General features: G+C 24.7%; 23 protein-coding genes. 17 read left to right on the top strand and 6 right to left on the bottom strand.

Translation table 11 applies throughout. The features are described 5' to 3' along the window. Positions 1–907: 907 nt before the first annotated feature. The 7 genes from RYM86_RS11800 (at position 908) to RYM86_RS11770 (ending at position 7,852) form a co-directional block, all read left to right on the top strand. Positions 908–1,288: a hypothetical protein gene (locus RYM86_RS11800; RefSeq protein WP_315080672.1), complete on the top strand. Its 381-nt coding sequence runs from the start codon at positions 908–910 to the stop codon at positions 1,286–1,288. Positions 1,289–1,748: 460 nt separating this feature from the next. Then, positions 1,749–3,506 (top strand): ABC transporter ATP-binding protein, encoded by a 1,758-nt coding sequence (locus RYM86_RS11795; protein ID WP_315080671.1) that lies wholly within the window; start codon positions 1,749–1,751, stop codon positions 3,504–3,506. Next, entirely contained in the window at positions 3,506–4,912 is a 1,407-nt protein-coding gene (gene ccpM / locus RYM86_RS11790) for a Cys-rich peptide radical SAM maturase CcpM (protein WP_315080669.1), read from the top strand. The genes RYM86_RS11795 and ccpM overlap by 1 nt, the downstream gene beginning before the upstream one ends. Further along, positions 4,912–6,024, top strand: a complete 1,113-nt coding sequence (locus RYM86_RS11785; protein ID WP_315080668.1) for a TIGR04066 family peptide maturation system protein — start codon at positions 4,912–4,914, stop codon at positions 6,022–6,024. Before ccpM ends, RYM86_RS11785 begins: the two co-directional genes overlap by 1 nt. A gap of 20 nt (positions 6,025–6,044) precedes the next feature. Next, positions 6,045–6,302: a hypothetical protein gene (locus RYM86_RS11780; RefSeq protein ID WP_315080667.1), complete on the top strand. Its 258-nt coding sequence runs from the start codon at positions 6,045–6,047 to the stop codon at positions 6,300–6,302. A gap of 81 nt (positions 6,303–6,383) precedes the next feature. Beyond that, positions 6,384–6,539, top strand: coding sequence for a hypothetical protein (locus RYM86_RS11775; protein ID WP_315080665.1), 156 nt, complete (start codon positions 6,384–6,386; stop codon positions 6,537–6,539). Positions 6,540–6,646: 107 nt separating this feature from the next. Continuing rightward, positions 6,647–7,852, top strand: a complete 1,206-nt coding sequence (locus RYM86_RS11770; protein ID WP_315080663.1) for a S8 family serine peptidase — start codon at positions 6,647–6,649, stop codon at positions 7,850–7,852. 403 nt (positions 7,853–8,255) lie between these two features. On the opposite strand, the gene RYM86_RS11765 is transcribed toward RYM86_RS11770, so the two are convergent. The 4 genes from RYM86_RS11765 to RYM86_RS11750 form a co-directional block, all read right to left on the bottom strand. Further along, complete coding sequence (locus tag RYM86_RS11765) at positions 8,256–8,549, bottom strand: transposase (protein WP_315080662.1); 294 nt, start codon at positions 8,547–8,549, stop codon at positions 8,256–8,258. Between the two features lie 330 nt (positions 8,550–8,879). Next, the gene (locus RYM86_RS11760; RefSeq protein WP_315080660.1) at positions 8,880–9,011 is read right to left on the bottom strand and encodes a hypothetical protein; all 132 of its coding nucleotides are present in this window, start codon (positions 9,009–9,011) and stop codon (positions 8,880–8,882) included. 259 nt (positions 9,012–9,270) lie between these two features. Beyond that, positions 9,271–9,402, bottom strand: a complete 132-nt coding sequence (locus RYM86_RS11755) for a cyclic lactone autoinducer peptide (RefSeq protein WP_315080659.1) — start codon at positions 9,400–9,402, stop codon at positions 9,271–9,273. Beyond that, complete coding sequence (locus RYM86_RS11750) at positions 9,399–9,971, bottom strand: accessory gene regulator B family protein (RefSeq protein ID WP_315080657.1); 573 nt, start codon at positions 9,969–9,971, stop codon at positions 9,399–9,401. Before RYM86_RS11750 ends, RYM86_RS11755 begins: the two co-directional genes overlap by 4 nt. Positions 9,972–10,779: 808 nt before the next feature. Between RYM86_RS11750 and RYM86_RS11745 the strand changes: the two genes are divergently transcribed. Continuing rightward, positions 10,780–11,085, top strand: a complete 306-nt coding sequence (locus RYM86_RS11745; RefSeq protein ID WP_315080655.1) for a hypothetical protein — start codon at positions 10,780–10,782, stop codon at positions 11,083–11,085. Positions 11,086–11,186: 101 nt separating this feature from the next. Here the strand turns inward: RYM86_RS11745 and RYM86_RS11740 are convergent, their stop codons facing one another. Further along, entirely contained in the window at positions 11,187–12,317 is a 1,131-nt protein-coding gene (locus RYM86_RS11740) for an IS110 family transposase (RefSeq protein WP_315080678.1), read from the bottom strand. A gap of 413 nt (positions 12,318–12,730) precedes the next feature. Here RYM86_RS11740 and RYM86_RS11735 point away from each other — a divergent pair, with 413 nt between their 5' ends. From RYM86_RS11735 to RYM86_RS11715, 5 genes are all read left to right on the top strand, one after another. Beyond that, on the top strand, positions 12,731–12,877 hold the full coding sequence (locus tag RYM86_RS11735; RefSeq protein WP_315080654.1) for a hypothetical protein: 147 nt from the start codon (positions 12,731–12,733) through the stop codon (positions 12,875–12,877). Between the two features lie 26 nt (positions 12,878–12,903). Continuing rightward, positions 12,904–13,239, top strand: coding sequence for a hypothetical protein (locus RYM86_RS11730; RefSeq protein WP_315080652.1), 336 nt, complete (start codon positions 12,904–12,906; stop codon positions 13,237–13,239). 298 nt (positions 13,240–13,537) lie between these two features. Further along, positions 13,538–13,870: a hypothetical protein gene (locus RYM86_RS11725; RefSeq protein ID WP_315080651.1), complete on the top strand. Its 333-nt coding sequence runs from the start codon at positions 13,538–13,540 to the stop codon at positions 13,868–13,870. 373 nt (positions 13,871–14,243) lie between these two features. After that, positions 14,244–15,278, top strand: coding sequence for a phosphodiester glycosidase family protein (locus RYM86_RS11720; protein ID WP_315080650.1), 1,035 nt, complete (start codon positions 14,244–14,246; stop codon positions 15,276–15,278). A gap of 18 nt (positions 15,279–15,296) precedes the next feature. Continuing rightward, positions 15,297–16,322, top strand: a complete 1,026-nt coding sequence (locus RYM86_RS11715) for a dipeptidyl-peptidase IV (protein ID WP_315080649.1) — start codon at positions 15,297–15,299, stop codon at positions 16,320–16,322. A gap of 409 nt (positions 16,323–16,731) precedes the next feature. On the opposite strand, the gene RYM86_RS11710 is transcribed toward RYM86_RS11715, so the two are convergent. Then, on the bottom strand, positions 16,732–17,235 hold the full coding sequence (locus tag RYM86_RS11710; RefSeq protein ID WP_315080648.1) for a transposase: 504 nt from the start codon (positions 17,233–17,235) through the stop codon (positions 16,732–16,734). A 480-nt stretch (positions 17,236–17,715) separates the two neighbouring features. On the opposite strand from RYM86_RS11710, the gene RYM86_RS11705 reads away from it, so the two are divergent. The 4 genes from RYM86_RS11705 to RYM86_RS11690 all read left to right on the top strand — a co-directional run bounded on the left by RYM86_RS11705 (position 17,716) and on the right by RYM86_RS11690 (position 21,589). Next, positions 17,716–18,522 (top strand): hypothetical protein, encoded by an 807-nt coding sequence (locus RYM86_RS11705; protein ID WP_315080647.1) that lies wholly within the window; start codon positions 17,716–17,718, stop codon positions 18,520–18,522. Between the two features lie 548 nt (positions 18,523–19,070). After that, a complete protein-coding gene (locus tag RYM86_RS11700; protein ID WP_315080646.1) occupies positions 19,071–20,528 on the top strand; it encodes a hypothetical protein in 1,458 nt (485 codons plus the stop codon). A 441-nt stretch (positions 20,529–20,969) separates the two neighbouring features. Then, positions 20,970–21,422, top strand: coding sequence for a JAB domain-containing protein (locus RYM86_RS11695; protein ID WP_315080645.1), 453 nt, complete (start codon positions 20,970–20,972; stop codon positions 21,420–21,422). Continuing rightward, positions 21,419–21,589: a hypothetical protein gene (locus RYM86_RS11690; protein ID WP_315080643.1), complete on the top strand. Its 171-nt coding sequence runs from the start codon at positions 21,419–21,421 to the stop codon at positions 21,587–21,589. The genes RYM86_RS11695 and RYM86_RS11690 overlap by 4 nt, the downstream gene beginning before the upstream one ends. The last annotated feature ends 4 nt before the right edge of the window (positions 21,590–21,593 follow it).

The raw sequence follows: 21,593 nt of genomic DNA, 5'->3' as shown, positions 1-21,593 counted from the left end.
ATTTTACACTTAATTCCTTTTTATTTCAATATATTAATTATTATTGTTTAGCTTAAACTAATTAGTATCTTTTAATACGCTCGTAATTCAATATTTCTCTTCTCAAAAGAAAGCGAAGTATAAACTATTTATTGTATTGCCTGCATCATAATTATTAAAAGATGTAGTTATTCATTTTTTAATAGATTTCTTCATTTCTTTCAGTCCATAAATACCAGTTATATCTCTATTCATGGAAGGTATAAGCACCAATTTTATGATTAATGTAAATATATTGTATAAATTTAAATTAATCCTTATAATCATTTAAAATTTTATAGTTTTCTTCTGCTGTATATTTGGTTCTTTGGAAACCCAAAAACACTCCCTTTTTGAGTGATAGATTTTTATTTATTAATCTGTCACTTGAAAGAGGAACATATAAACATGAATTTGCGATACTTTTATCATGTAATACTTTTAAACTGTAAGAAAATTAACATATATTCTATTTTATCAAAAGAACTACTTGCTGAATTAAAGTGAAAAACAAGTATTATACATTGTATAAACAAAAAAGCAATATTTTTAGCATAAAATGTATATTTTTAGATATAAAATAGGGAAATTTAAAAAATAGACAAAAAATATAGAATATTTACTTTTCATCTTTGATTTTTTACGTTTCATACAATAAATGTTTACAAAAACTAAATATAATGAGAATATATGGATGCAGATAATTATTTGCTATTAAATAAATAGTTACGTAACTTCTAAATTTTACGAATATTGTTCATTAATATAAAAACCTCAGTTTATACACTAGGTTGCAATAAATGAAATTATATTGTAGTAAATTACTTAAATTTAAAAATTAAATAAGAATGTTAAAATTTTTAATAAAACTTATATAGGAGTGATTATAGTGAATAAAAGATTAAAAATGATAGTAAGCACAGTAGTATTAGGTGCCAGTTTATTATCAGCAATACCAGCAAATGCAGCAACTACTTCAAACGTTGATACAGGATCTATAAATAAAGTTTCATCTATACAACTTAGATCAAGTTCTACCAATCGACCATCTAGTGACTTTAATGGTGGAATTTTATGGTGCACTGGAAACGGTGTATATATAAGAGAGGCTAATGGAAATAAAATTAAGACCGTTGATGGATATGCTGTAATGAATAGAGGAGAAGCTCATCGTTTTGAAGGCGTTGTAGATGGACGTGCTTATTTTGAATTATGGGATGGAACTACAGTATATGTTTCAACAACATATTTGAGCACTGTTGAGGTTTAAGTTTGATATATAAAATTAATATTTGCTGATTATTAGAAAGTATTAAAGTATTCTTGGTATTTTAAACTTTTGAATATTTGTTTTTTTGTAAAAACTCGGGTGATAAATTGTATTATAGAAATTGATTGAATAAATTTTAAATATTTTATTGATTAAAATGTCAAGTTTACATTTTGAGAGAGAACAATAATGTTTTTATAAATTATTAAGAAAAAATGGATTTCAAAAATAATTAAAAGTCACCAATCCTAAAATAAGATTTATTGTTAAGTCAATTTATAGGAATGGTGACTTGTTTATAATTATATTGCTAAAGATTAAAAAAGCGCTACTGAAACCATTAGTATTGGAATTATTATATGACAACAATGTTTATAGTGCAGAAATTTTAGAGTTAAAAGTCATTAGGCTCTATAAAATAAAAATATATTATTAAATGTAATTAATGGAGGGGATTTGGGTGTTTTTTAAACTTGATACAAAAATAAATAAGAAAGTAAAAGACTTATTTCTTCCTTATAAAATGCTAATATTATGTTCAATATTTTGTACATTAGCTATTTCTATAGTAAGTATACTAATTCCAATGTTAATGAAAAAATTAACAGATAATGGACTTTTAGTACTAAATCTAAATTTAATTATACGTTATGTTTTATTTATTATTCTTGCATTAATAATAAGACAGGCATTTGATTTTATTCAATCACTAATACATATCAAAATTGAAAATACAATGTTAGTAGATTTATCAGTTGAATCAATAAAGAAATTATTACGTATTAAAATAGAGTATTTTCATGAAGGAAATTTTTCTAAGATAATACAAAGCTTATCGTTTAATATTGATAATATTGTACTACTAGCTAATAGAAGTTTTTTAAGTTTATTTATGCAAATTTTTAATATAATTGGAGGTCTTATAGGATTATTTTTTATAAGTTTTAAACTTACAATCTTTACATTACTTTTTATTCCAATAAAGATTTTAATCATGAATACTTTGACCAAAATAAATGAAAAAAAATTTAAAAAAATGATAATGATAGTAAATAAAATAGGATTTTGGCACGGTGATATATTAAATGGAATTGAACAAATAAAATTTTGGAATCTGTATTCCAAAAAAGAAAGAGAATTTACGGATTTAATTAATACAAGAGTCAAATTAAAGAGCGGAATAGATACTTTAAATTCATTTAATGATTTTCTAGGTGAATTAGTTGGAAGTACTATAACAAACTCCATATATATATTAGGCGCTTTTATGATAATTAATAAAGAATTAACTATAGGTGGATTATTGTCATTCATTATGTATTCTTCGTTAGTAATAAATCCTATTTCAGCATTAATATCTATTAAATATAGATTATCAAATATAATTCCGGCTTTGGATAGCTATTTAGAATTTATGGATTTAGAAGAAGAAGAAGAAAATAAAAAAATATCTATAGAGCCTAAGAGCCTTCAATTAAATACTATTAGGTTTAAAGATGTTTGTTTAAGATATAAGGACAAAGATACAATTAAAGATATAAATTTAACTTTTAACAGAGGAGAGAAGATAGCTTTCATTGGTAGAAATGGAAGTGGAAAAACATCTTTAATGAATATTCTACTAAGGCTATATAAGCCTACTAGCGGAAGTATTTATATAGATAATGTCAATATAGAGAAAATTGACTTATTTAACTACAGAGAACTATTTGCTATTATGAACCAAAATGTATTTTTATTTAATAAATCAATTAAGGAAAATATTGATTTATTAGATAAAATGAGTGAAGAAAAATTACTAGAGTTGTGCAGAAAAGAAAATATTGAGAAGTTTATAGAGTTTGCATTAACTAAACAAGAAAAATTTAATATGAATGTTGGATTTACTGGAAGTAGGCTATCGGGGGGAGAAAAACAAAGAGTAGCTATTGTAAGAACTATATTAAAAGAGAATAGTAAGATTTTAATATTGGATGAAGCAACTTCTAATTTTGATATAGAATCTGAAAAAATATTTAATGAAATGGTGGAAAGAAGTAATAAATATGATTTTACATTTATTATAACACATAGGACTGATATATTGAAAAATATGGATAAGATTATAGTTTTAGAGAATGGAATTGTAAAATCTATAGGAATTTATGAAGAATTAATGTCAAAGGGTCTTATTCCTAAAGAGATTATAAATTATAGAGTAGAGGAGGCTGTTAGATAATGAATAGGGTATATGAAGGTTTTGAAACAAAAGAAAATTATTATGTATACGACAGAAATAAAGATAAAATTATAAAAGTCTTACAGGATGAGTATGAATTATTAACTTCAATAGATAATGATAACGAATTTGAGGAAAATAGTCGCAAGTTTAAGAAATATACAAAACAAGGTTTTTTATGTCAAAGTACATTAAAAAGAATAAAGAATCCATATGAAGACACAATTGAAGATAGGGTTAGTAATAAAGCAGGTCAGATGGTTTTACAATTAACTCAATGCTGTAATTTAAGATGTAGTTATTGTTTTTATGGAGAAGGAAATTATGATAATAGAAGTCACAGTAATAAGAAAATGAGTTTTGAAATGGCTAAGAAGGGAATAGATTATCTTTTTGAACATTCAAAAGATTTACATAAAATTAGATTTAGTTTTTATGGTGGAGAACCACTTTTAGAAATGGATTTAATTAAAAAGTGTGTAGATTATATAGAACATAAGAAAGAAGGAAAACTTATAAAATATAATTTAACCACAAATGGTACATTATTCTGTGATGATAATATAAAATATTTTATTAAGAATGATTTTGAATTAACGATAAGCTTAGATGGTACAAGAGAGCAACATAATTTAAATAGAAAGTTTGCTAATGGCGAAGGATCATTTGATAAAGTTATAGAGAATGTAAGATATATAAAACAAGAATATCCTGAGTTATTTGATAATTTAACATTTAATACTGTAATTTCTACTAAAAGTGATTTCAATTGTATTAAGAATTTTTATGATGATGATAGCATTATGAAAGATGCTATGGTTATAACTAATATGTTAACAGAAGCATATTCTACTTCAAAACATTACTATGATGAAGGATATATACTATCACATAAATATGGTAAGTTTAAAGCTTTATTAATGGCTTTAGGTAAATTAGATAAGAAATATGTATCTAGACTGTTTTATCCAATTATTAGAGAATTAAGATTTACTTATAGTAAATTTTCTGAAAGTAATTTCCTTCCAGAAGAATTTCATCCAGGTGGTCCATGTATAGCTGGTACTACTCGTATATTTTTAAATGCTGATGGTAATTTTTATACATGTGAGCGTGTGAGCGAAAAGTCTAAAAATGCTATCATTGGAAATGTTCATAATGGGATGAACATAGATAAAATAAAAAAAATTATTAATTTGGGAAAGGTTACAGAAAAAGAATGCTTAGAGTGTTGGGCTTTTAGATATTGTACAACTTGTCTTGCACTTATGGATGATACCGAAGAATTATCGAGAGAATTGAGATTAAAAAAATGTAGTGGTATAAAAAATGCTTTGTTAGAAGAATTTAAAGACATTTGTATGCTTAAAGAATTTGGTTTTGATTTTGAGGGGGAATACATTTAATGAAGAAGTTAATGGTTTATCCATACGATAAAGATTTAAGTAGCATTGCAAGATATAAAGATATGATAATAGATTATGAATTAGTAAGTATAGTAGCTTTAAAAGGAATGAATTTTCAAGAGAAAGATGCAAGTTATGTAGATGGTGGAAAAGAAATAGGACTAAAAATATCAGATTCATTTGAAGAAGAAATTAACAAATGTGATGTAGTGCTATTTTTATATAGTGATTACGTAATTTCACAAGAAGATTATGAAAAAAAGATAGAGTTGGCTTTACTAAGAAAAAAAGAGATAATAATTCAATCATCATTAGAAAAGAAACTCAAACTAAAAAAAGAAATAAAAAATAAAATTCAAATATTAGAAGAAAATCCTGTAGATTATAAAGAAAAAATTGTTTGGAATTATAGAAGGGGAATAATTGAAATAAGTACACCAGTAATATTGGTTTTTGGTGCAGGAATACATTGTAATAAATTTGAGATACAATTAAGTTTGCGTAGAAGGTTTGTGAAAGATGGATATAAAGTTTCTCAACTTGGAACTAAAGAATTCAGTAAAATTTTTGGATTTTCATCGTTGCCAGATTTTATATACGATTCTAATATAGATTTTTCAATTAGAATATTAGCTTTAAATCACTACATTTATGAAATGCAAATAAATGAAAAACCAGATATATTTATTATAGGAATGCCTTTAGGTATAATGCCAATAGATCTTGATAATAATAATAGATTTGGAGAAATGGCAAATATTATAAGTAGTGCCGTACAAGGCGACATTGGAATAATAAGTATGTATTTTAATGAACATATATGTAGTGATGAGTTTTTAGAAATGAGTAATCATTGTAAATATAATTTACATTGCGAAACAGAATACTTTTCAATAGCAAATTCAAGTTATAGTAGAGATTTAGCAGGAACTGAAAAAGATAAATATATTACAATTAATAATACTGAAAAAGCAGATGATATTGTTGCAAAAAATAAAGAAATTTTTCAAAAGAATGGATTAAATATTTATAGTGTATTTAATGAAGCTGATGAGAAAGATATTTATGAAAATATTATAAATAATTTAAGCGAAAATGTAGTAGTAATTTAGAATATATGAGGTGAGTATGAATGAAAAAAATTTCTTTAGAAGAAATAGATCGAACATTGGTTTCTATCTTGGTGAAAAGATGTCAAATCTCGCATTTTGATAAAAATAAAAACTTATTTTGTAATGAATATAATATATCACCAAGAGATTTTATTTATGTAATTAATGAATTAGAAAAAGAATTACAAGTAAATATGACAAGTATTTTTCAAACTGATAATTTTGATATAATGACTATCAATAATTTAATTCAATCTGTATACAGGATTATTAGTTAATTAGAACACATATAGATAACCAAATTTTTATAAATAAGTTATCAATAATATATAATTTTTTAGTTTTAGGAGGAAAAGGATATGAAAAAATTAGCAAAAAGAAATATTAAATTAGCAAATACAATTCAAGCTTATGTAGGATGTTACTATACATGTGAAAATAATGTAGCTCAATGTACAAGTGGTAATAACTGGTCAAGTACAGTATTTAAAGTAGAAAGTTACCTTAGAGGCTAATAAGACTCTGCTCAAATAATTTCAAATAATAAATAATATCTATATGTGTTAAAGCCCTTCTGTTATATATGGAAGGGCTTTAATATGAAAAATAAAGAGGCGTAAAGATGGATAAATTGAAAGTAGCAATTATAGATGATGGTGTTAATAGAGAGTTGTTTAATTTTAATAAAAATATAATTAACTATAAAATTTTAGATGGGAAAATAATATATGATTTTGAACAGAATACAAAGTGCGAGATAAGCCATGGAACAATTTGTACATATATCTTCTATAATTATGCTTCAAATTATGAATTATATAGTATAAAAATAATAGAAAATCTAGAGAGCGGTACAGAAATAAAAAACTTAATTATTGCATTACAATGGTGTCTAGAAAATGATATACAACTGATTAATATGAGTATAGGGACTACAAATTTTAATGATTTTATATATTTAGAGAAATATATAAATAAGTTATGTGAGAGTGGAATAATTATTGTAGCTGCTTGTAGAAATAATGGAGCGATAACATATCCAGCATGCTTACATAATGTGATTGGCGTTAGATATGATAATATGAATATTCTTAAAGAAGGCGAGTATATTTGGAATTCTAGTTCTTGTCATGGAATTGATATTACTACATCATGCAATTATAAATTCAGAAAGCTAAACAAACATATAGAAATAATAAAATGTAATAGCTTTGCAACTCCATTTATAGCAGCAAAAGTATGTAATTTAATGAATAAAGGTATATTTTCTTTAAATGAAATAAAAAAAAAATTAAGAAATAATTCTGCTTATGAAATTAAAAATTCTTTGTATTTTTTAGAAAAAAAATATATTTACATGAAGAATAATATTGGAATGAAAATAGAAGTTCCTAATGTAGTTATTGTTAATAAAAGTTTTTTTGATATAAAGAATACATTAATTCAATTGATAAAAAAGGTAAGGGAAGATGGATACTATGGAGTTGCATTATATGATCGATTTAAAAGAACATCCATAGAGAATGGAATTTTTAAAATAGAAAATGATGATACCTCTGTTATAGAAACAATTAGCAATAAAGTAGAGTTATTATATTTTTGGATTCAACCAGATATAATATTTACTATTGTTAATAATAAAGAGGAATTATATCAATTAAAAAAAGATAATTTAATTGATATATTAGTTTGCTTGTATGGTGAAACAGTAGAAGAAAACTACGAAAGTTATTGTGAAAATATAATTAAAGTATATACAAATAAAGAAAAAGTTAATGTATATAATATTTTTAAAAATATAAAAAAATCACTACTGTTTAATCAATAGTTGATATTACCATTGACTTTTCCAAAAATTGTGTAACATGCTACATGAAATATATATCCAATAAAATTGAACATGAAAACAGAATTTTTTGTGGATATTTTTTCTTATTAATGCTATATTTTCACTTTAAAATTAGGAACTATTAAAAATATAAGACCAATTAAATTGATCAACTTCGTAAATCTCGAAGAGATTAGCCTTTATAGCTCTTTTAACTTTAATTAATGTAGTTCTTGTTTCAATCAATGGTTCTATAAGTTTAAATATAGCGAAGGTCATAATTCCCGTGATTATTTAAATCATCACTGCGTTTAATAATCGTCCTATAAAAGTTTTGAATTTTAGATTTTGTTTTATCTACAATTTTTATAAGGAGGTATTCTTGTTTGGTTTGATAAGCATATTAAGATCCAAGCTTTACTATTTTGTCACAGATTATTCTAGTTCTTACATCTAAAAGTCTTTCATAATTGCGACTTATTTTTAAGTTTTTGATTTCAGTAACTATGGCATTATTCTTTAATCTAATTACAAAGTATTTTTCATCTTTAGTGTATTGATCAAATTTTTTATAATCTAAATAACCTTTATCAAACACATAAATACAATGTTTATTATCAATTAAGGAATCCATAGCAGTTTTATCATGTTTAACAATATTTGTAAATATAAATGCATCAGGAATATCATTATTCAAATCAAATCTTGTATGAATGTTTATTTCGGCTTTGGTAGGTTTAAATAGTGCCCAGCGGCAAAGTGGTCTTATGCAATATATTGGACATAAAAGTCAAACTTTTTTCAAGCTGCATTTCCAGCAAATAATTCACATTGATGTGAAGTCATGTAATTAATAGAAGAGTGAATCCTTTTTTGTTATACATTTAAATATAACTATATTAGCGTCTTCGAAGGTGCAGTATGTATTTCTATAAATTATTTTTTTAGAATGTAAATCAAAAATTAAAGCTAAATAGCAGCAACCATCTTTAATAATATGAATATATGTAGTATCTCCTCCCCATTTTTAATTAATAGGAGTAGTTGTAAAATTTCTTTTCAAAACGTTTTCTGAATCTTCTGATACTTTTTTTGTTTGAATGAGGTCTGTATTTAAAGATACTTTAAAACCTTTTGCTTCAAGTATGTGGTAAATCATAGGAGCACCATACATCCTTTCTTAACTAAATATTATTTTACTTAGTTCATCTTAATGTGTCACTATTTTATACTAACACCAATTTTAGAAATTAAAAATAAAGGAATACCGACGCCTCGTTCAAATATATTTGAACAAGGTTTTTCGATTAAAGAAGGAAATAATAGAGGTTATAGACTTTATAATGTAAAAAATAGTTGAACAAAGCGGTGATAATATTCAACTATTTTTTGAAGATAATTATACAATTTTTAAAGTATTATTTTAATAAACTTTTAGGTGGATTAGGTTCACCTATAAGTCCAAATGAAACTGTGCAAGCTATAACTTGAGATAAAGCTATTAAAAATGCGCCTAACATATGTACCGTTAAGTTATTTTTTGATTTCATTGATTTATTCCTTTCTGAATAGATATTAACTGTATTACTTGTAATATAATGGTCAAAAAACCACAGTTTAAATAAGTTATATCTTTTATATAAAATAATAAAATACATGACCAAAGCATTGTGAAGAAAGTGGAAATTATTTTAAAGATCTGCTTTCTTTTTTTATTTTTTATAGATCTATTTTTATTTGGATAGGGTGATTTCAATATAACTATAAAAATACTTAACAATGATATTATATAATAAATTAAATTATTTATCTTAGGTAAAATAGGACTAATTAAGCAGGTTATTAAAAAAAGTAATATTGAAAATAATAAGCATTTCATGTTCGTATTACAATGGTATCCACCAGCAAAAATCCTAATAGAAAATAAAATTAATATTGAAAATAAGAAATAATTTATTTTTCCAAGTATAGAAAATAAAATTATCAATATAACTATTTTAAATGATTCATTAAAAATAGCTTGTAATGAATAATTTATTTTTTCTAAATCATCAATATTCGTAATATTGCCATTCTTTTGTATATAGTCTGTTATTTTTAGTGCAACTTTGTTTATCATTTATATTTCACCCATTTATATTATTACATAAAATATACCATTAATTTTAAATATAATAAACCAAAAGAGCATAAAACATGAAAAAATATGTATGAAACGAATATTTTATATGTATAAAAACAGAAAAATAAACTGAAAATATTAGAATATTTACTTTTCATTCCTAATTTTTTAAGTTTCATGCAATATATATTTACAAAAACTAATCATTCTAAGAATATTTAGTTGTAGTTGATTATTCACTATTTAAATAAATAGTGATAGCTAACTAGTGACAACTACATTATAAAAAATATACTCAGGAAGACATGGTAGAAGGCGCTATTTTGAATATGTAGCTAATGGTAAAGCCTATTCCACAGGATCTATGAGAACTGTAGCATCTGTTTATTCAAGATATTTAAGCACTGTTCCTGTTTACTCTTAAGTTTTAGCTTTAAATAATTTTCTAAAATAAAAATGATTGGAAAACTAACTTATATGGAGAGTGGAATTGTTTATAATTACATTTATACCTAGTTTTTGTAATCAAATAATTAAAAACAGGCCTAACAAATAGGTATCATTAAAAAGACTTGAAAAAATTAGTATTAGCAACTCAAAAAAAGTTTACAGTTAAATTCTTGCATAAAGATGAATAGTTATATCAATCATCGTAGTAAAAAAGAAATATCTTTTTTACTACGAGTTCACATTTGATAAATTTTAGTTGGAGGAAACTAAAAGAATATATAAAATAAAAATCGAGTAAACTCGGATATTATAGAGTTTCTGAGAGTACTCAAAAATATAAGGGAGGTAATGTAGTTTGGAAATGAAAAAATTATCTAACAAAAAAGATAAATATATTGAATATTTTAAAAACAATACAAGTCAATCCAAAGTTTTAGCTAAGCTTTTCAAAACAGATTCATCTTATTATATTTATGATACAGGAACTAGTAAAGTTTTAAATTGTAGTGAACTTGAGTATAAGGTTTTAGAAAAAATTAGAGCAGGTAAAATAGATGAAGTACAAAATTTGAAGGATGAAGTTAGTGCTGAAGACTATCTTGAAGCAGTAATAAATATTAGGAATGCTATAGATCAAGAAGATATTCTAAAAGGAGACTAACTATATGAAGTCAATATAAATTATTGTAAAAATTATATTTTTAGTTTTTAAAAAAGTGCATGACTAATAAAGCAACTAGGTTGCTTTTAAAAAAATAAGAATTATATTTGTGCAGCAAATGCAATATTAGTTTTTAAAAGGTAAAATATTACGCGTATTAGTTTTTTAGCTACGTGACTCATAGCAATATAGTAATGCTTGCCTTCACTCTGTTTCTTTGCAAGATAATCACAGAAAGATTTATCTCTCATAGAAACAGTTCTTGCGGCTGTTAAAATAACCCAACGTAAGTATTTAGAACCACGTTTTACCATAGGAGTGTGTGTAGCATTATATTTTCCAGATTGATATGTTGATGGATCTAAACCGGCGAAAGCTAAGAGCTTAGCTGGATCTGTAAATCTATTTATATCACCAACCTCAGCTAAAATTATAGATGCTAAGGTATAAGAAATACCTGGAATAGTCATTATAGGAGAGTCTAGTTCTATAATAACTTCTTTAATTTGATTATCTACAGCGTCAATTTCAGTTTGAACAGATTGAACTAACCTAATAGTTTGTTGAAGTTCAAAAGACAATGAACGGCTGTTAGTTCCAATAGAATTTTTAGCAGATTCCTTCAATTCAATAGCTTTTTCTCTACCATACCTACCTTTAGATGCTTTATACAAAAGGTTTGTTAACTTAGTCATATGACAAGTAGAGATTTCCTTCGGGTTCGGCAACTCCGATAGGAGGCAGTAAGCTGAATGCTGATGAATTGACCAAACATGTTTAGGAAACTCTGGAAAGATAATATCTATAAGTCTAGTAACTGATATTTTTAGATTAGATTTATAACCGATTAGTCTATATCTATGTCTAGTAAGTGACTTTAGCTCTTGAATTTGATATGATACAGGTGAATAGGATCTTGTATCATCAGAAAAGAGCATTTTAGCAATAACTAGTGCATCTGTTTTATCCGTTTTAGTTTTCCTAAGGGTTTGAGCCTTAGGGAAAAGATTTGTAGCTAAAGGATTTAGAATAGATAGGTTAAAGCCTTTAGCATACAGAAAGTTTTGGATATTAATGCTATAATGACCTGTTGATTCAAGTCCTATTTTTATGTTAGAAATATCCTTATCAGGAAGGACGGAAAGGATAAATAAATAAAGTTTATCAAAACCTTTGCGCGTATTTGATATACGTAGAGAATCATTAATAATAACACCGTCTGAATCAACAATGCAGCAATCATGTTTATCTTTAGCTACATCAATACCAATATAAATTATAAGAACAACTCCTTTTCAATTTAGTCCGCTATGTTCCACTGGCTTCATGCTAAATGTAACCTTGCTCTATATAAAACGTCATGCGTTATCTAACTAATTAACAAATAAGCATAAAGCTGTGGTTATATCCTCAATTGAAATAGTCAAGCTATAGGTAAAAAAACTAATCCACAGCGTCTTATGTTAAGTATAGTAAAAAATATTAAGAAAGGAAAAGTATAATGAATTTTTACTATGTGTTCATTATACAAGGTAATGAGCTCAAGTTTGTATCTCTAGGTGATTTTGAAGAATTAGATGATGAACTAGATAATAAAGTAAGATGATAAATTGTATTAGAATTAACAGAAAAGTGCAATTTAACATTGATGACAAAGGAAATTGTTGAATATTTGGCCTCTGTAGATGGATTAAGGTACATAGTAGATGCTTTTGGTGATAGTGCCGATATGAGAATAACGCTAAGTATGGTTTTTAACAAACCATTTTCTTTTGAAAAGGTTAAAAAATAGATAGTTTCTTTAAAAATCTGGATTGGTTGCCTGAAACAATAAGTAAAAATGTAACATATCCAAGTGTAAGCAATATCGACTATGATGAAATTGAAAGAATAATTGCTAAAACTGGAGGGATTCCTGACTATCTAAAAATGTGGTCTGAAGAAACATACTTAAATAAAGTCAAAAATTCAGAAGACAAAGAGTTCTTTTTAAAGAACAATATTGAATCGCAACTTATTAAAATTTATCACTGTACAATATTGGTAAAACATATTAAAGATACTAATTTAAATGCATGTTGCATTCCTGGTAGTAGAAAAATATATATTACAACAAACGGTGATTTTTTAATATGTGAGAAAATTGATAGATAACCAGTAATAGGAAATATATATGACGGAATAGATAAGAAAAGAGTATATGTTATGCCATGATGATTGAAAATGAAAAGTTTGATACGAGAAAGAAAAGGTATTACTGTAATTTGGTTAGAAAAAACATGGAAAAGCATTTAATATTATATCACAAATGTTTGGAAGTTAACCCTAAGGAGCTAGAATACTTAAATGATATTATCATAGAGTAGAGCACTATTATGAAAATAAATTTGATACAAAATTAGAAAAATTATGGTCAAATGGAGTTGAATTATCCTTAGGATAATGGAAAAAGTTGGCTATTAGTAGAGTATTTATGAGTGATTCATCAATTTTAATTTTAGGTGAGCCTACAGCTTCAGTTGATGCTGAAACAGAATATGAATTATTTAAAAACTTTAAAAAATTAATAGGAAATAGGATTAGTATATTGATATCGCATAGATTTTCTACAATAAAGATGTCTGATTTAATAATAGTGTTAAATGAAGGCATCGTTGTTGAAACTGGTACGTATAGTAGTTTAATGCTAAAAAAAGGACTTTACTCAAAGCTATACAATATGCAAGCAGAAGGTTATTTAGATAATTCTGTGATTTGGTTAGTTGATAATAAATATTTGATATAATTATATAATGTCAATATAGTGAAAAATCTAATGGATATATAAGAGTATTACTATTTTAAAGAATGTATGAATATGTATGTAATGCTACTTTCAATGTTAAGAAATGGCTGTATTTTATAAAAATAAATTTTATTTTGGATATTAATCGTCCTAATTTTAATAATAAAGAGGACTTAATTGACATATTAGTTTCTTTGCATGATCAAACAACAGAAGAAAGCTATGAAAGTTATTGTAAAGACATTAAATAAATTGTAAGTTATAATCATAATTGTTATAATAAAACAATGGTTAATTATTTACATAATATTATCATCAGTTATACTTATGGTTATGAAATATCCACAAGTAATTATTAGAAAGGATACTAGTGATGAATAGAGAGCGAATAAATAAAAAGAAGTCTATAAGATTAATGTCAAAATTAAAGAATAGTAGAAAAAAGAAAAAGTTACGTTTGACTAATATATTATTTTTTCTGATATTTGAACTTATTTTTACTGCATGTACATTTCCTTTTTTACTTTTATATGGACCATTTGAAAATGCAAAAAGAGCATATGTTGGATCTGCAATGAAAACTATGAGTCATCAATATTTAGCAACATGGTTTTTATCAGATGAACAAATAAATAGTATTATAGGTAAAGAATCATCTGAAACAAATAGTGAAACAACTAATGTTAATGATGTAAAAATTTCAAAGAATAAAGATGATACAATCGAACTTTATGATATAACTGATAATCCTAAGTTTAAAGGATATTATCTTCTTGTAAATGATCCAAAAAGAATAAAAATAGGAACTAGCTCTAAATTAGGAATAGAAGGTGAAACCACATCTGAAATTGCTGAAAATAATGATGCTGTTGCATCTATTAATGGAGGAGCATTTGTTGATAAGACATCTGTTAAATGGACAGGCACTGGAGCATATCCTGATGGACTTGTAATGAGTAATGGAGAAACCATATATAGTAGCTTAGATAAAGACGATAGGACAGATCTATTTGGAATAACCAAAGAGGGGATATTAATTGTAGGTAAGTATTCAGAAAATCAACTTAAAAAATTAGGAGTTCAAGAAGCATTAAGCTTTGGTCCTACTCTTGTAATAAATGGAAAGATGACTGATATTACTGTGGATGGAGGAATAGCACCAAGGACAGTAATTGGACAAAGAGAAGATGGTGCAATAATTCTTATGGTTATAGATGGACGAAGTCTTACAAGTTTAGGGGCAACATATAAAGAGATACAAGAAGTAATATATAAATTGGGTGCTATTAATGCGATTAATCTAGATGGTGGAAAATCTACAACAATGTATTATGATGGAGAGATTATTAATACACCATCAAATAGCATGGGTGAAAGACCTATTCCAACAGCAGTTATTGTTGAATAAAGGAGAGATACAACCATAATGAAAAAATTAATTGTTTTGGCAGCATTATCACTACTATTACAGATAAGTGGTTTATATATATTAAATAATTTTGTATTTATCACTTCATCAGAATTTAAAAGTAGAAAAATTGAAATTAAAAAAGATCTTACAAAAGATATTAATACCACTATTCCAAGTGATGCAGATAATATTGATTTATCATATGAGGGAAAATATTTAACATATTTTAAGGACAAAACCTTATATATTGGAGATACTGCAACTGGAAAAGTAAGTGAAGTTAAAACCGAAGATAATGAAGTGATTATCTGCTATCAATGGTTAGATAGCAGAGATATACTTGCGATAGTAGAAAAAGTGAAAAAGAATGGAGTCGAAAAAATTCAACTTATAACATATAATGCTGCAAGTTCTTCTAAAACTTTTGTAAAAGAAATTTGCAAGTATGAAAAAGACATGCAAATAGAGAAAATGACTACATCAGTTCTTACTAATGTATATTATATAGAGGTAGAAAAGTATGATTCAAGAAATATAGTCTATAGGATAGATAGAAATGAAGATTTGGAGAAAGTTGATATTAATGCTAAATTTTTAGGAAATATGCAAGTGATACCACATGAAGATAGACTGATTTATGAAGATAAAGCAACTAATAAGTTTTTTGTTACAAGTCCTAATAAACAATTAACATTTAGATCTAATAATAAATTAACACTTCTAGGTATTGATAGAAATGATGTAATATATATTGGTGAACTCAATGGAAATAAAATATCAGGTATACTTTATGGTAAAGTTAATGAAAGTACATCTGCTTGGAAAAAAGTAACCATCGATTCACCTATAGGTAGAAATGATTTATACTTTAGTAATGAAAGTGAAATATTAATTAATGATGCTCTTAAAGGACGCATTAAAAATTTAACTACTGGTAATGAAGTTGAATATGAAGGAAAACTTATTCAAATAAAAGGAGATTTTATAGCGACAGAGGATATTGATGGTAAATTAGTTTATAAGAGTTTAAAAAATAAATAAGTTATTAAATATAATTAATTCTATCTTTATAGATATGATAGTTTACATATTATATTTTAGTTAAATGAAGGATAATATAAAATTTAAAATATGAAGTTTGAAGCGTAGCTTCAAGAATATATTAAAGGGGACAGTAGATAGTTTTATGTAAAAAACAAAATTATCTACTGTTTTTTACATGATAATTTGGTAATTTAGGTATAATATACTATATGATTTTTTAGGAGGGTCTATTATGACAAAAACAATTAATGATGATTTTGACTATAAAGCGGAGACTAACTATATGAAGTCAAGTCTTTTTAAGTAAATTTCTTTAATTATTGTTTTAATAAAAAAGTGTATGGCAAATAAAGCAACAAAGTTGCTATTTTAAAAATTAGATTATATTTGCGGAACAAATGCAGTATTAGTTTTTAAAAGATAAAAAATAACTCTTAATAGTTTTTTTTGCAACATGGCTCATGGCTATGTAATAATGTTTGCCTTCGGATTGTTTTTTAGATAGATATCTCGAGAATGTTGAATATCTAATAGAGATCGTCCTGGCAGCGATTAATATAGCACATCGTAGATATTTTGAGCCACGTTTAACCATTGGTGTATGTGAAGCTGAATATTTACCAGATTGATATGTAGATGGATCTAATCCTGAAAAAGCCAGGAGCTTTGCAGGAGTAGTGAAATACTCTATTTCTCCCATTTTAGCTAATATTATAGCAGCTAGTGTATAAGAAATATCTGGTATTGTCATTATAGGAGAATTCAATTCGGTAACAACTTCTTTTATTTGATTATCTAATATTTTTATTTCGTTCTGAACAGATTCAATAAACCTAATTGTCTGCTGTAGTTCAAAAGATAGGACTCGATTACTAGTTCCAATTGAATTTTTAGCGTATGGGGTCAGCATATATTATCTGATACTTTAAGCAAATCTTTTGTTAAGGTTTTAAAGAATAATGGATTTAGGCACGTAAAGTTTCATTCATTGGGTTGTGTTATTATTTTGTTATTTTATACACTCTTAGTTAAGAATCAAATCTTAAAACCAAGTAAATAAGCTAGTTATAGTGTTAATATTTCTAGAATTCAGAAGTTTAGAAGTTCGCGTAGCTACATTTTAGTGTATTTTATAGCCTCTTCTAAGGCTTTGTTTTACTTGTGTTTAAGCTATCTTAATTTTATTTAATTATGAAATGTTATAAAGAAAATTAGCTGTGTTGTGTTATAGTTGTGTTATTTTCAACTATGTAATCTTAAATTATATATTAAGCCTATTATACTATAGACTTTTAAGTTTTACTATCAGAAGAGAATTATTATAGAAGTTTAAATACATATGGTATTAGTCTATAATAAAAGTATAGATAATGGGGTAAGGAGCTTGAATATGAAAAGTATAAATTATGAGGATATGATAATGAAAAGAGCTATGGATGTTTTTGCAGAAGAAGGTTTAAAGTTCTTTGGGATAGAAAAGAGAGTTAAAGAAGTAAGTTCAACTGAAATAGTGGTATTACAAGCTAAGAATATGTTTATGGACTATACTTTCTTGATGGAAGATGATACTTATATACACATAGAGTTCCAAACTACAGATAAGGGAGTCGCAGATTTAAGAAGATTCAAAGCTTATGAATCATTGTTTGAGCTTGAAATGAATAAGGATGTAGTAACTTATGTTATATATTCAGGAAATATAAAAAATCCATTAAATAGTTATACAAGTGGGATAAATACTTATAATGTTAGAGTGATATCTATGGCAAATAAAGATGGAGATAAAGTATTTGAAAAGATAATAAATAAAATAAAAAATGGTGATAAGATAGAAAAACAAGATTTAATAACATTAACATTTACTCCTATAATGGGAGGAGAATTAAGTAAAGGTGATAAAATATTAAATGCAATAAAAATAGTTAAAGATATAGATAGTGAATATATATATGATATTGAATCAATGTTATATGCTTTTGCCAGTAAATTTTTAGAAGGAAAAGATTTGGAGAAGGTAAAGGAGGAATTAAAAATGACAGAGCTAGGCAAGATTATAAAAAACGAGGGAAAAAAAGAAAAAGCAATAGAAACAGCAAAGGTTGCAATAAAAAAAGGTATAGATAGTGAAACTATTAGAGATTTGACAGGATTAACAATAGAAGAAATTGAATTGATTAAACAGGTTATGGTAGATTAATATAAAAAAGGTAAAGGAATACTTTTATTATAATAAGTATTCCTTTAATTTTTTCATAATTAAATTGAAAAACAAAATTTTAAATGGATAGGTCTAACTAGTAAATTAAGATACTTCTAAGTTTATTAATTGGGTTCTAAATATATATTATGTGAGTATAGGTATATTTGTATTATAGACTAATATTTGGATAACACAAGTATTTATTTTGACATAAAATATAATAAATGTTCTATGATTGAAGTCTCTTCAGTTGTTATAGTTAAATTTGTATTTATAGAAACTATACTAAAGAAAATTTCAAGGATAGCTTTAAACATTCAATTTTAATTAGGTAAATAGGGGACGGATAATCTAGGACTATATCTGGCTTAATCTTTGGACAATTTTTAAGTATATCATAAAGATATTTAACACGATTAATAAATGTTATTTTTATATAAATATAATTCCTAAAAATATAAAATTATACACAATTTTAAGAATAAATGAAAATAAAGTTAAAAAAGTATATAATAACTACATATATTATTAGGAGGAGCATAAAAATGAAGAAATTTGAATGGATTTTAAAAATATTAAGAGGAGGATTAAATATAATATTAGGTATTATTTATTTATGTGAAGAAAAAATAAATTATTATCATTCAAATAAAAAACTAATGTTTGTTATTTTGATTAACTTATTTCTAATAACGATGGTTGATATAATTATTAGTTTGTTTACTTATTTATTATTAATATTGTCAAGCAAAAAAATTATTTTATCATTTACGTCATTATTAATATTATATTTTATAATATTAGGAATAATAACTTTTAAAAATTTATTACATAAAGATTTTAATTTAGCATCAAAAATTAAATTACTTATTTTATCAATATTTGATGAATTAAATATAAAAAGAATTTTTGAAGAATTTATATTTTGCATTTGTGTTTGGCTTGCATTAATGTTTTTATTAACATTATTTATGTATAAATATATTATAGAGAATAATGTAAATAATATTAATTTTAATACTTCCTTAGGAATAATACTTCTTGCAGCATCAATTACTACTCTTATTATATATGTATATGGAAGCAATGATATGTATATTAGTTACAAAAGAAAATTATTATTATATAGTGTTTCTACAATTATTACATTAATTACTACATTAGATTCTTTGAAAGATATATATAACAATCCTAATGTTGATATTGTTAATTTTAAATTTATGACTTTAATTTTTACATTAATTATGTCTATAGATAGGTGTATTACATCTTATACAAATTTAATAAAAGAATATAAGAATAAGAGTAGAGAATTTATAGAGAAGAGAGGTGAAGAATTACTTAAACAGATAAATAGTATTGCTCAATCTTTTAATATTAAAAAATATTTTATACTATTTATTCAATTAATAAAACAGATATGTTTATTATATAAATTATCTGATAGTAAAAAAAAGAGAGAAATTATTATTTTTCTTTTATCTTCATTAGTTATTATAATTGGAATGGACAAATTTATGCCATTTATATTAATGAAAATAGGCAACTTTTTAGATGGAATATTAAGTAACTTTTTAGATTATATTTTTTACAATGTTAAGTTTGAATATTATAATGAATTAAGTTTTTTGGGAAGTGTGATAAGATTTATATTTAAATTTGTACTAGTAATTCTATTAATTGTAGGTTTTATAAATTGTATTAAATATATTATAACTTCAATATTAAATATAAAAAAAATATTACAAACAAGAATAACACTAAAAAAGAAGATAGACTGGATAAAGTTACGAAAAGAACTATGGTATTTGTTTCAGATATGGTGCCTTTTTATAGCTATAATTATAATTCCATTAGGATTTACTAAACTATTAGATAATAAACTAACAATATTTATTATTAATTTATTAGCATATATATCCTTAATTATTATAATATTATGTATTGCATGTACTATATTCAATGGAATACAAAATAAAATTAATCAATATAATGAAAACTAAGATATCTATTTAGAGTACAATTCAAAAGGAGAACTTAATGAATAATAAAATGTTCGTTTGGGGTAAGTTTTAGAATTTACAAATAAGTGTTTACAGAATCCTAGAGTATAAACAAATGCTCTAGGATTTTTTTATGTTAATTATGAAAAGTGCATATAACTGTAAATATATTATATTAAAGAATCATTTTATCTCAATTTTAAAATGATTCTTTAATTATCAAAATCCCTTAGTATAATAGCTAAGGGATTTTTTGTTATATAAAATCATATCTAGATTTTGAAATCAAACAATAATTTTAAAGATTTCACTAAAATGATTTTACAATATAAATAATAAGTATATATACAATTTATGATTATATATTATACATTTGGATATTTAGATAATAAGTAGACCATTGCAATAATAGGATCATAAAATTAGAAGGGATTGATAACAATGAAAGAAAATCATGCGAAAAGAGTAAATATAGTTTCGTTAAAGGTAATTAAAGAGAGTAGTGTCTTATATTCAAATCGAAGAATATCAACACCCATTGAAGCGGTAAATTTATTAAGAAATCTATTAGAGGATTGTGACAGAGAAAAGATGTTAGTCTGTTGCTTAAATACAAAGAATGAACCAACTAATATTAGTGTAGTTTCTATTGGCTCACTAAATAGTTCAATAGTTCATCCAAGAGAAGTATTTAAAACAGCAATAGTAAGTAATTCAGCTTCAATACTAATAGCTCATAATCATCCTTCAGGCAATACAACTCCATCTAAGGAGGATATAAATGTTACCGAAAGGATTAAAAAATCAGGAGAAATTATAGGTATTAAAATGATAGATCATATAATAATTGGAGAAAATAGTTATACAAGCTTAAAAGAGGAGGGGATAATATGAGCAATAAAGATGAAGTAGAAGCAAAGATAATATTAGAAATTTATATTAATGATAATAGCCAATTACTTTATAAACTAAATGATATTGCAAATAGGTTTGATGTATCCTTAAATGTAATTATAGAAAAATCACTAAATAAATTAATTTATGACATTGATTTTATATAAACAT

Origin of the sequence: uncultured Clostridium sp., from assembly GCF_963527835.1 — a bacterium.
Lineage (GTDB): Bacteria > Bacillota > Clostridia > Clostridiales > Clostridiaceae > Clostridium.
The sequence above is the reverse complement of the archived record's forward strand: the minus strand, read 5'-3'. Positions and strand labels throughout refer to the sequence as shown.

Excerpts from the sequence above, each read along its gene's own strand:
- ccpM (WP_315080669.1), top strand. The coding sequence starts at position 3,506 with ATGAATAGGGTATATGAAGGTTTTGAAACAAAAGAAAATTATTATGTA.
- RYM86_RS11785 (WP_315080668.1), top strand. The coding sequence starts at position 4,912 with ATGAAGAAGTTAATGGTTTATCCATACGATAAAGATTTAAGTAGCATT.
- RYM86_RS11780 (WP_315080667.1), top strand. The coding sequence starts at position 6,045 with ATGAAAAAAATTTCTTTAGAAGAAATAGATCGAACATTGGTTTCTATC.
- RYM86_RS11775 (WP_315080665.1), top strand. The coding sequence starts at position 6,384 with ATGAAAAAATTAGCAAAAAGAAATATTAAATTAGCAAATACAATTCAA.
- RYM86_RS11770 (WP_315080663.1), top strand. The coding sequence starts at position 6,647 with ATGGATAAATTGAAAGTAGCAATTATAGATGATGGTGTTAATAGAGAG.
- RYM86_RS11760 (WP_315080660.1), bottom strand. The coding sequence starts at position 9,011 with ATGATTTACCACATACTTGAAGCAAAAGGTTTTAAAGTATCTTTAAAT.
- RYM86_RS11755 (WP_315080659.1), bottom strand. The coding sequence starts at position 9,402 with ATGAAATCAAAAAATAACTTAACGGTACATATGTTAGGCGCATTTTTA.
- RYM86_RS11750 (WP_315080657.1), bottom strand. The coding sequence starts at position 9,971 with ATGATAAACAAAGTTGCACTAAAAATAACAGACTATATACAAAAGAAT.
- RYM86_RS11720 (WP_315080650.1), top strand. The coding sequence starts at position 14,244 with ATGAATAGAGAGCGAATAAATAAAAAGAAGTCTATAAGATTAATGTCA.
- RYM86_RS11715 (WP_315080649.1), top strand. The coding sequence starts at position 15,297 with ATGAAAAAATTAATTGTTTTGGCAGCATTATCACTACTATTACAGATA.
- RYM86_RS11710 (WP_315080648.1), bottom strand. The coding sequence starts at position 17,235 with ATGCTGACCCCATACGCTAAAAATTCAATTGGAACTAGTAATCGAGTC.
- RYM86_RS11705 (WP_315080647.1), top strand. The coding sequence starts at position 17,716 with ATGAAAAGTATAAATTATGAGGATATGATAATGAAAAGAGCTATGGAT.
- RYM86_RS11700 (WP_315080646.1), top strand. The coding sequence starts at position 19,071 with ATGAAGAAATTTGAATGGATTTTAAAAATATTAAGAGGAGGATTAAAT.
- RYM86_RS11695 (WP_315080645.1), top strand. The coding sequence starts at position 20,970 with ATGAAAGAAAATCATGCGAAAAGAGTAAATATAGTTTCGTTAAAGGTA.
- RYM86_RS11690 (WP_315080643.1), top strand. The coding sequence starts at position 21,419 with ATGAGCAATAAAGATGAAGTAGAAGCAAAGATAATATTAGAAATTTAT.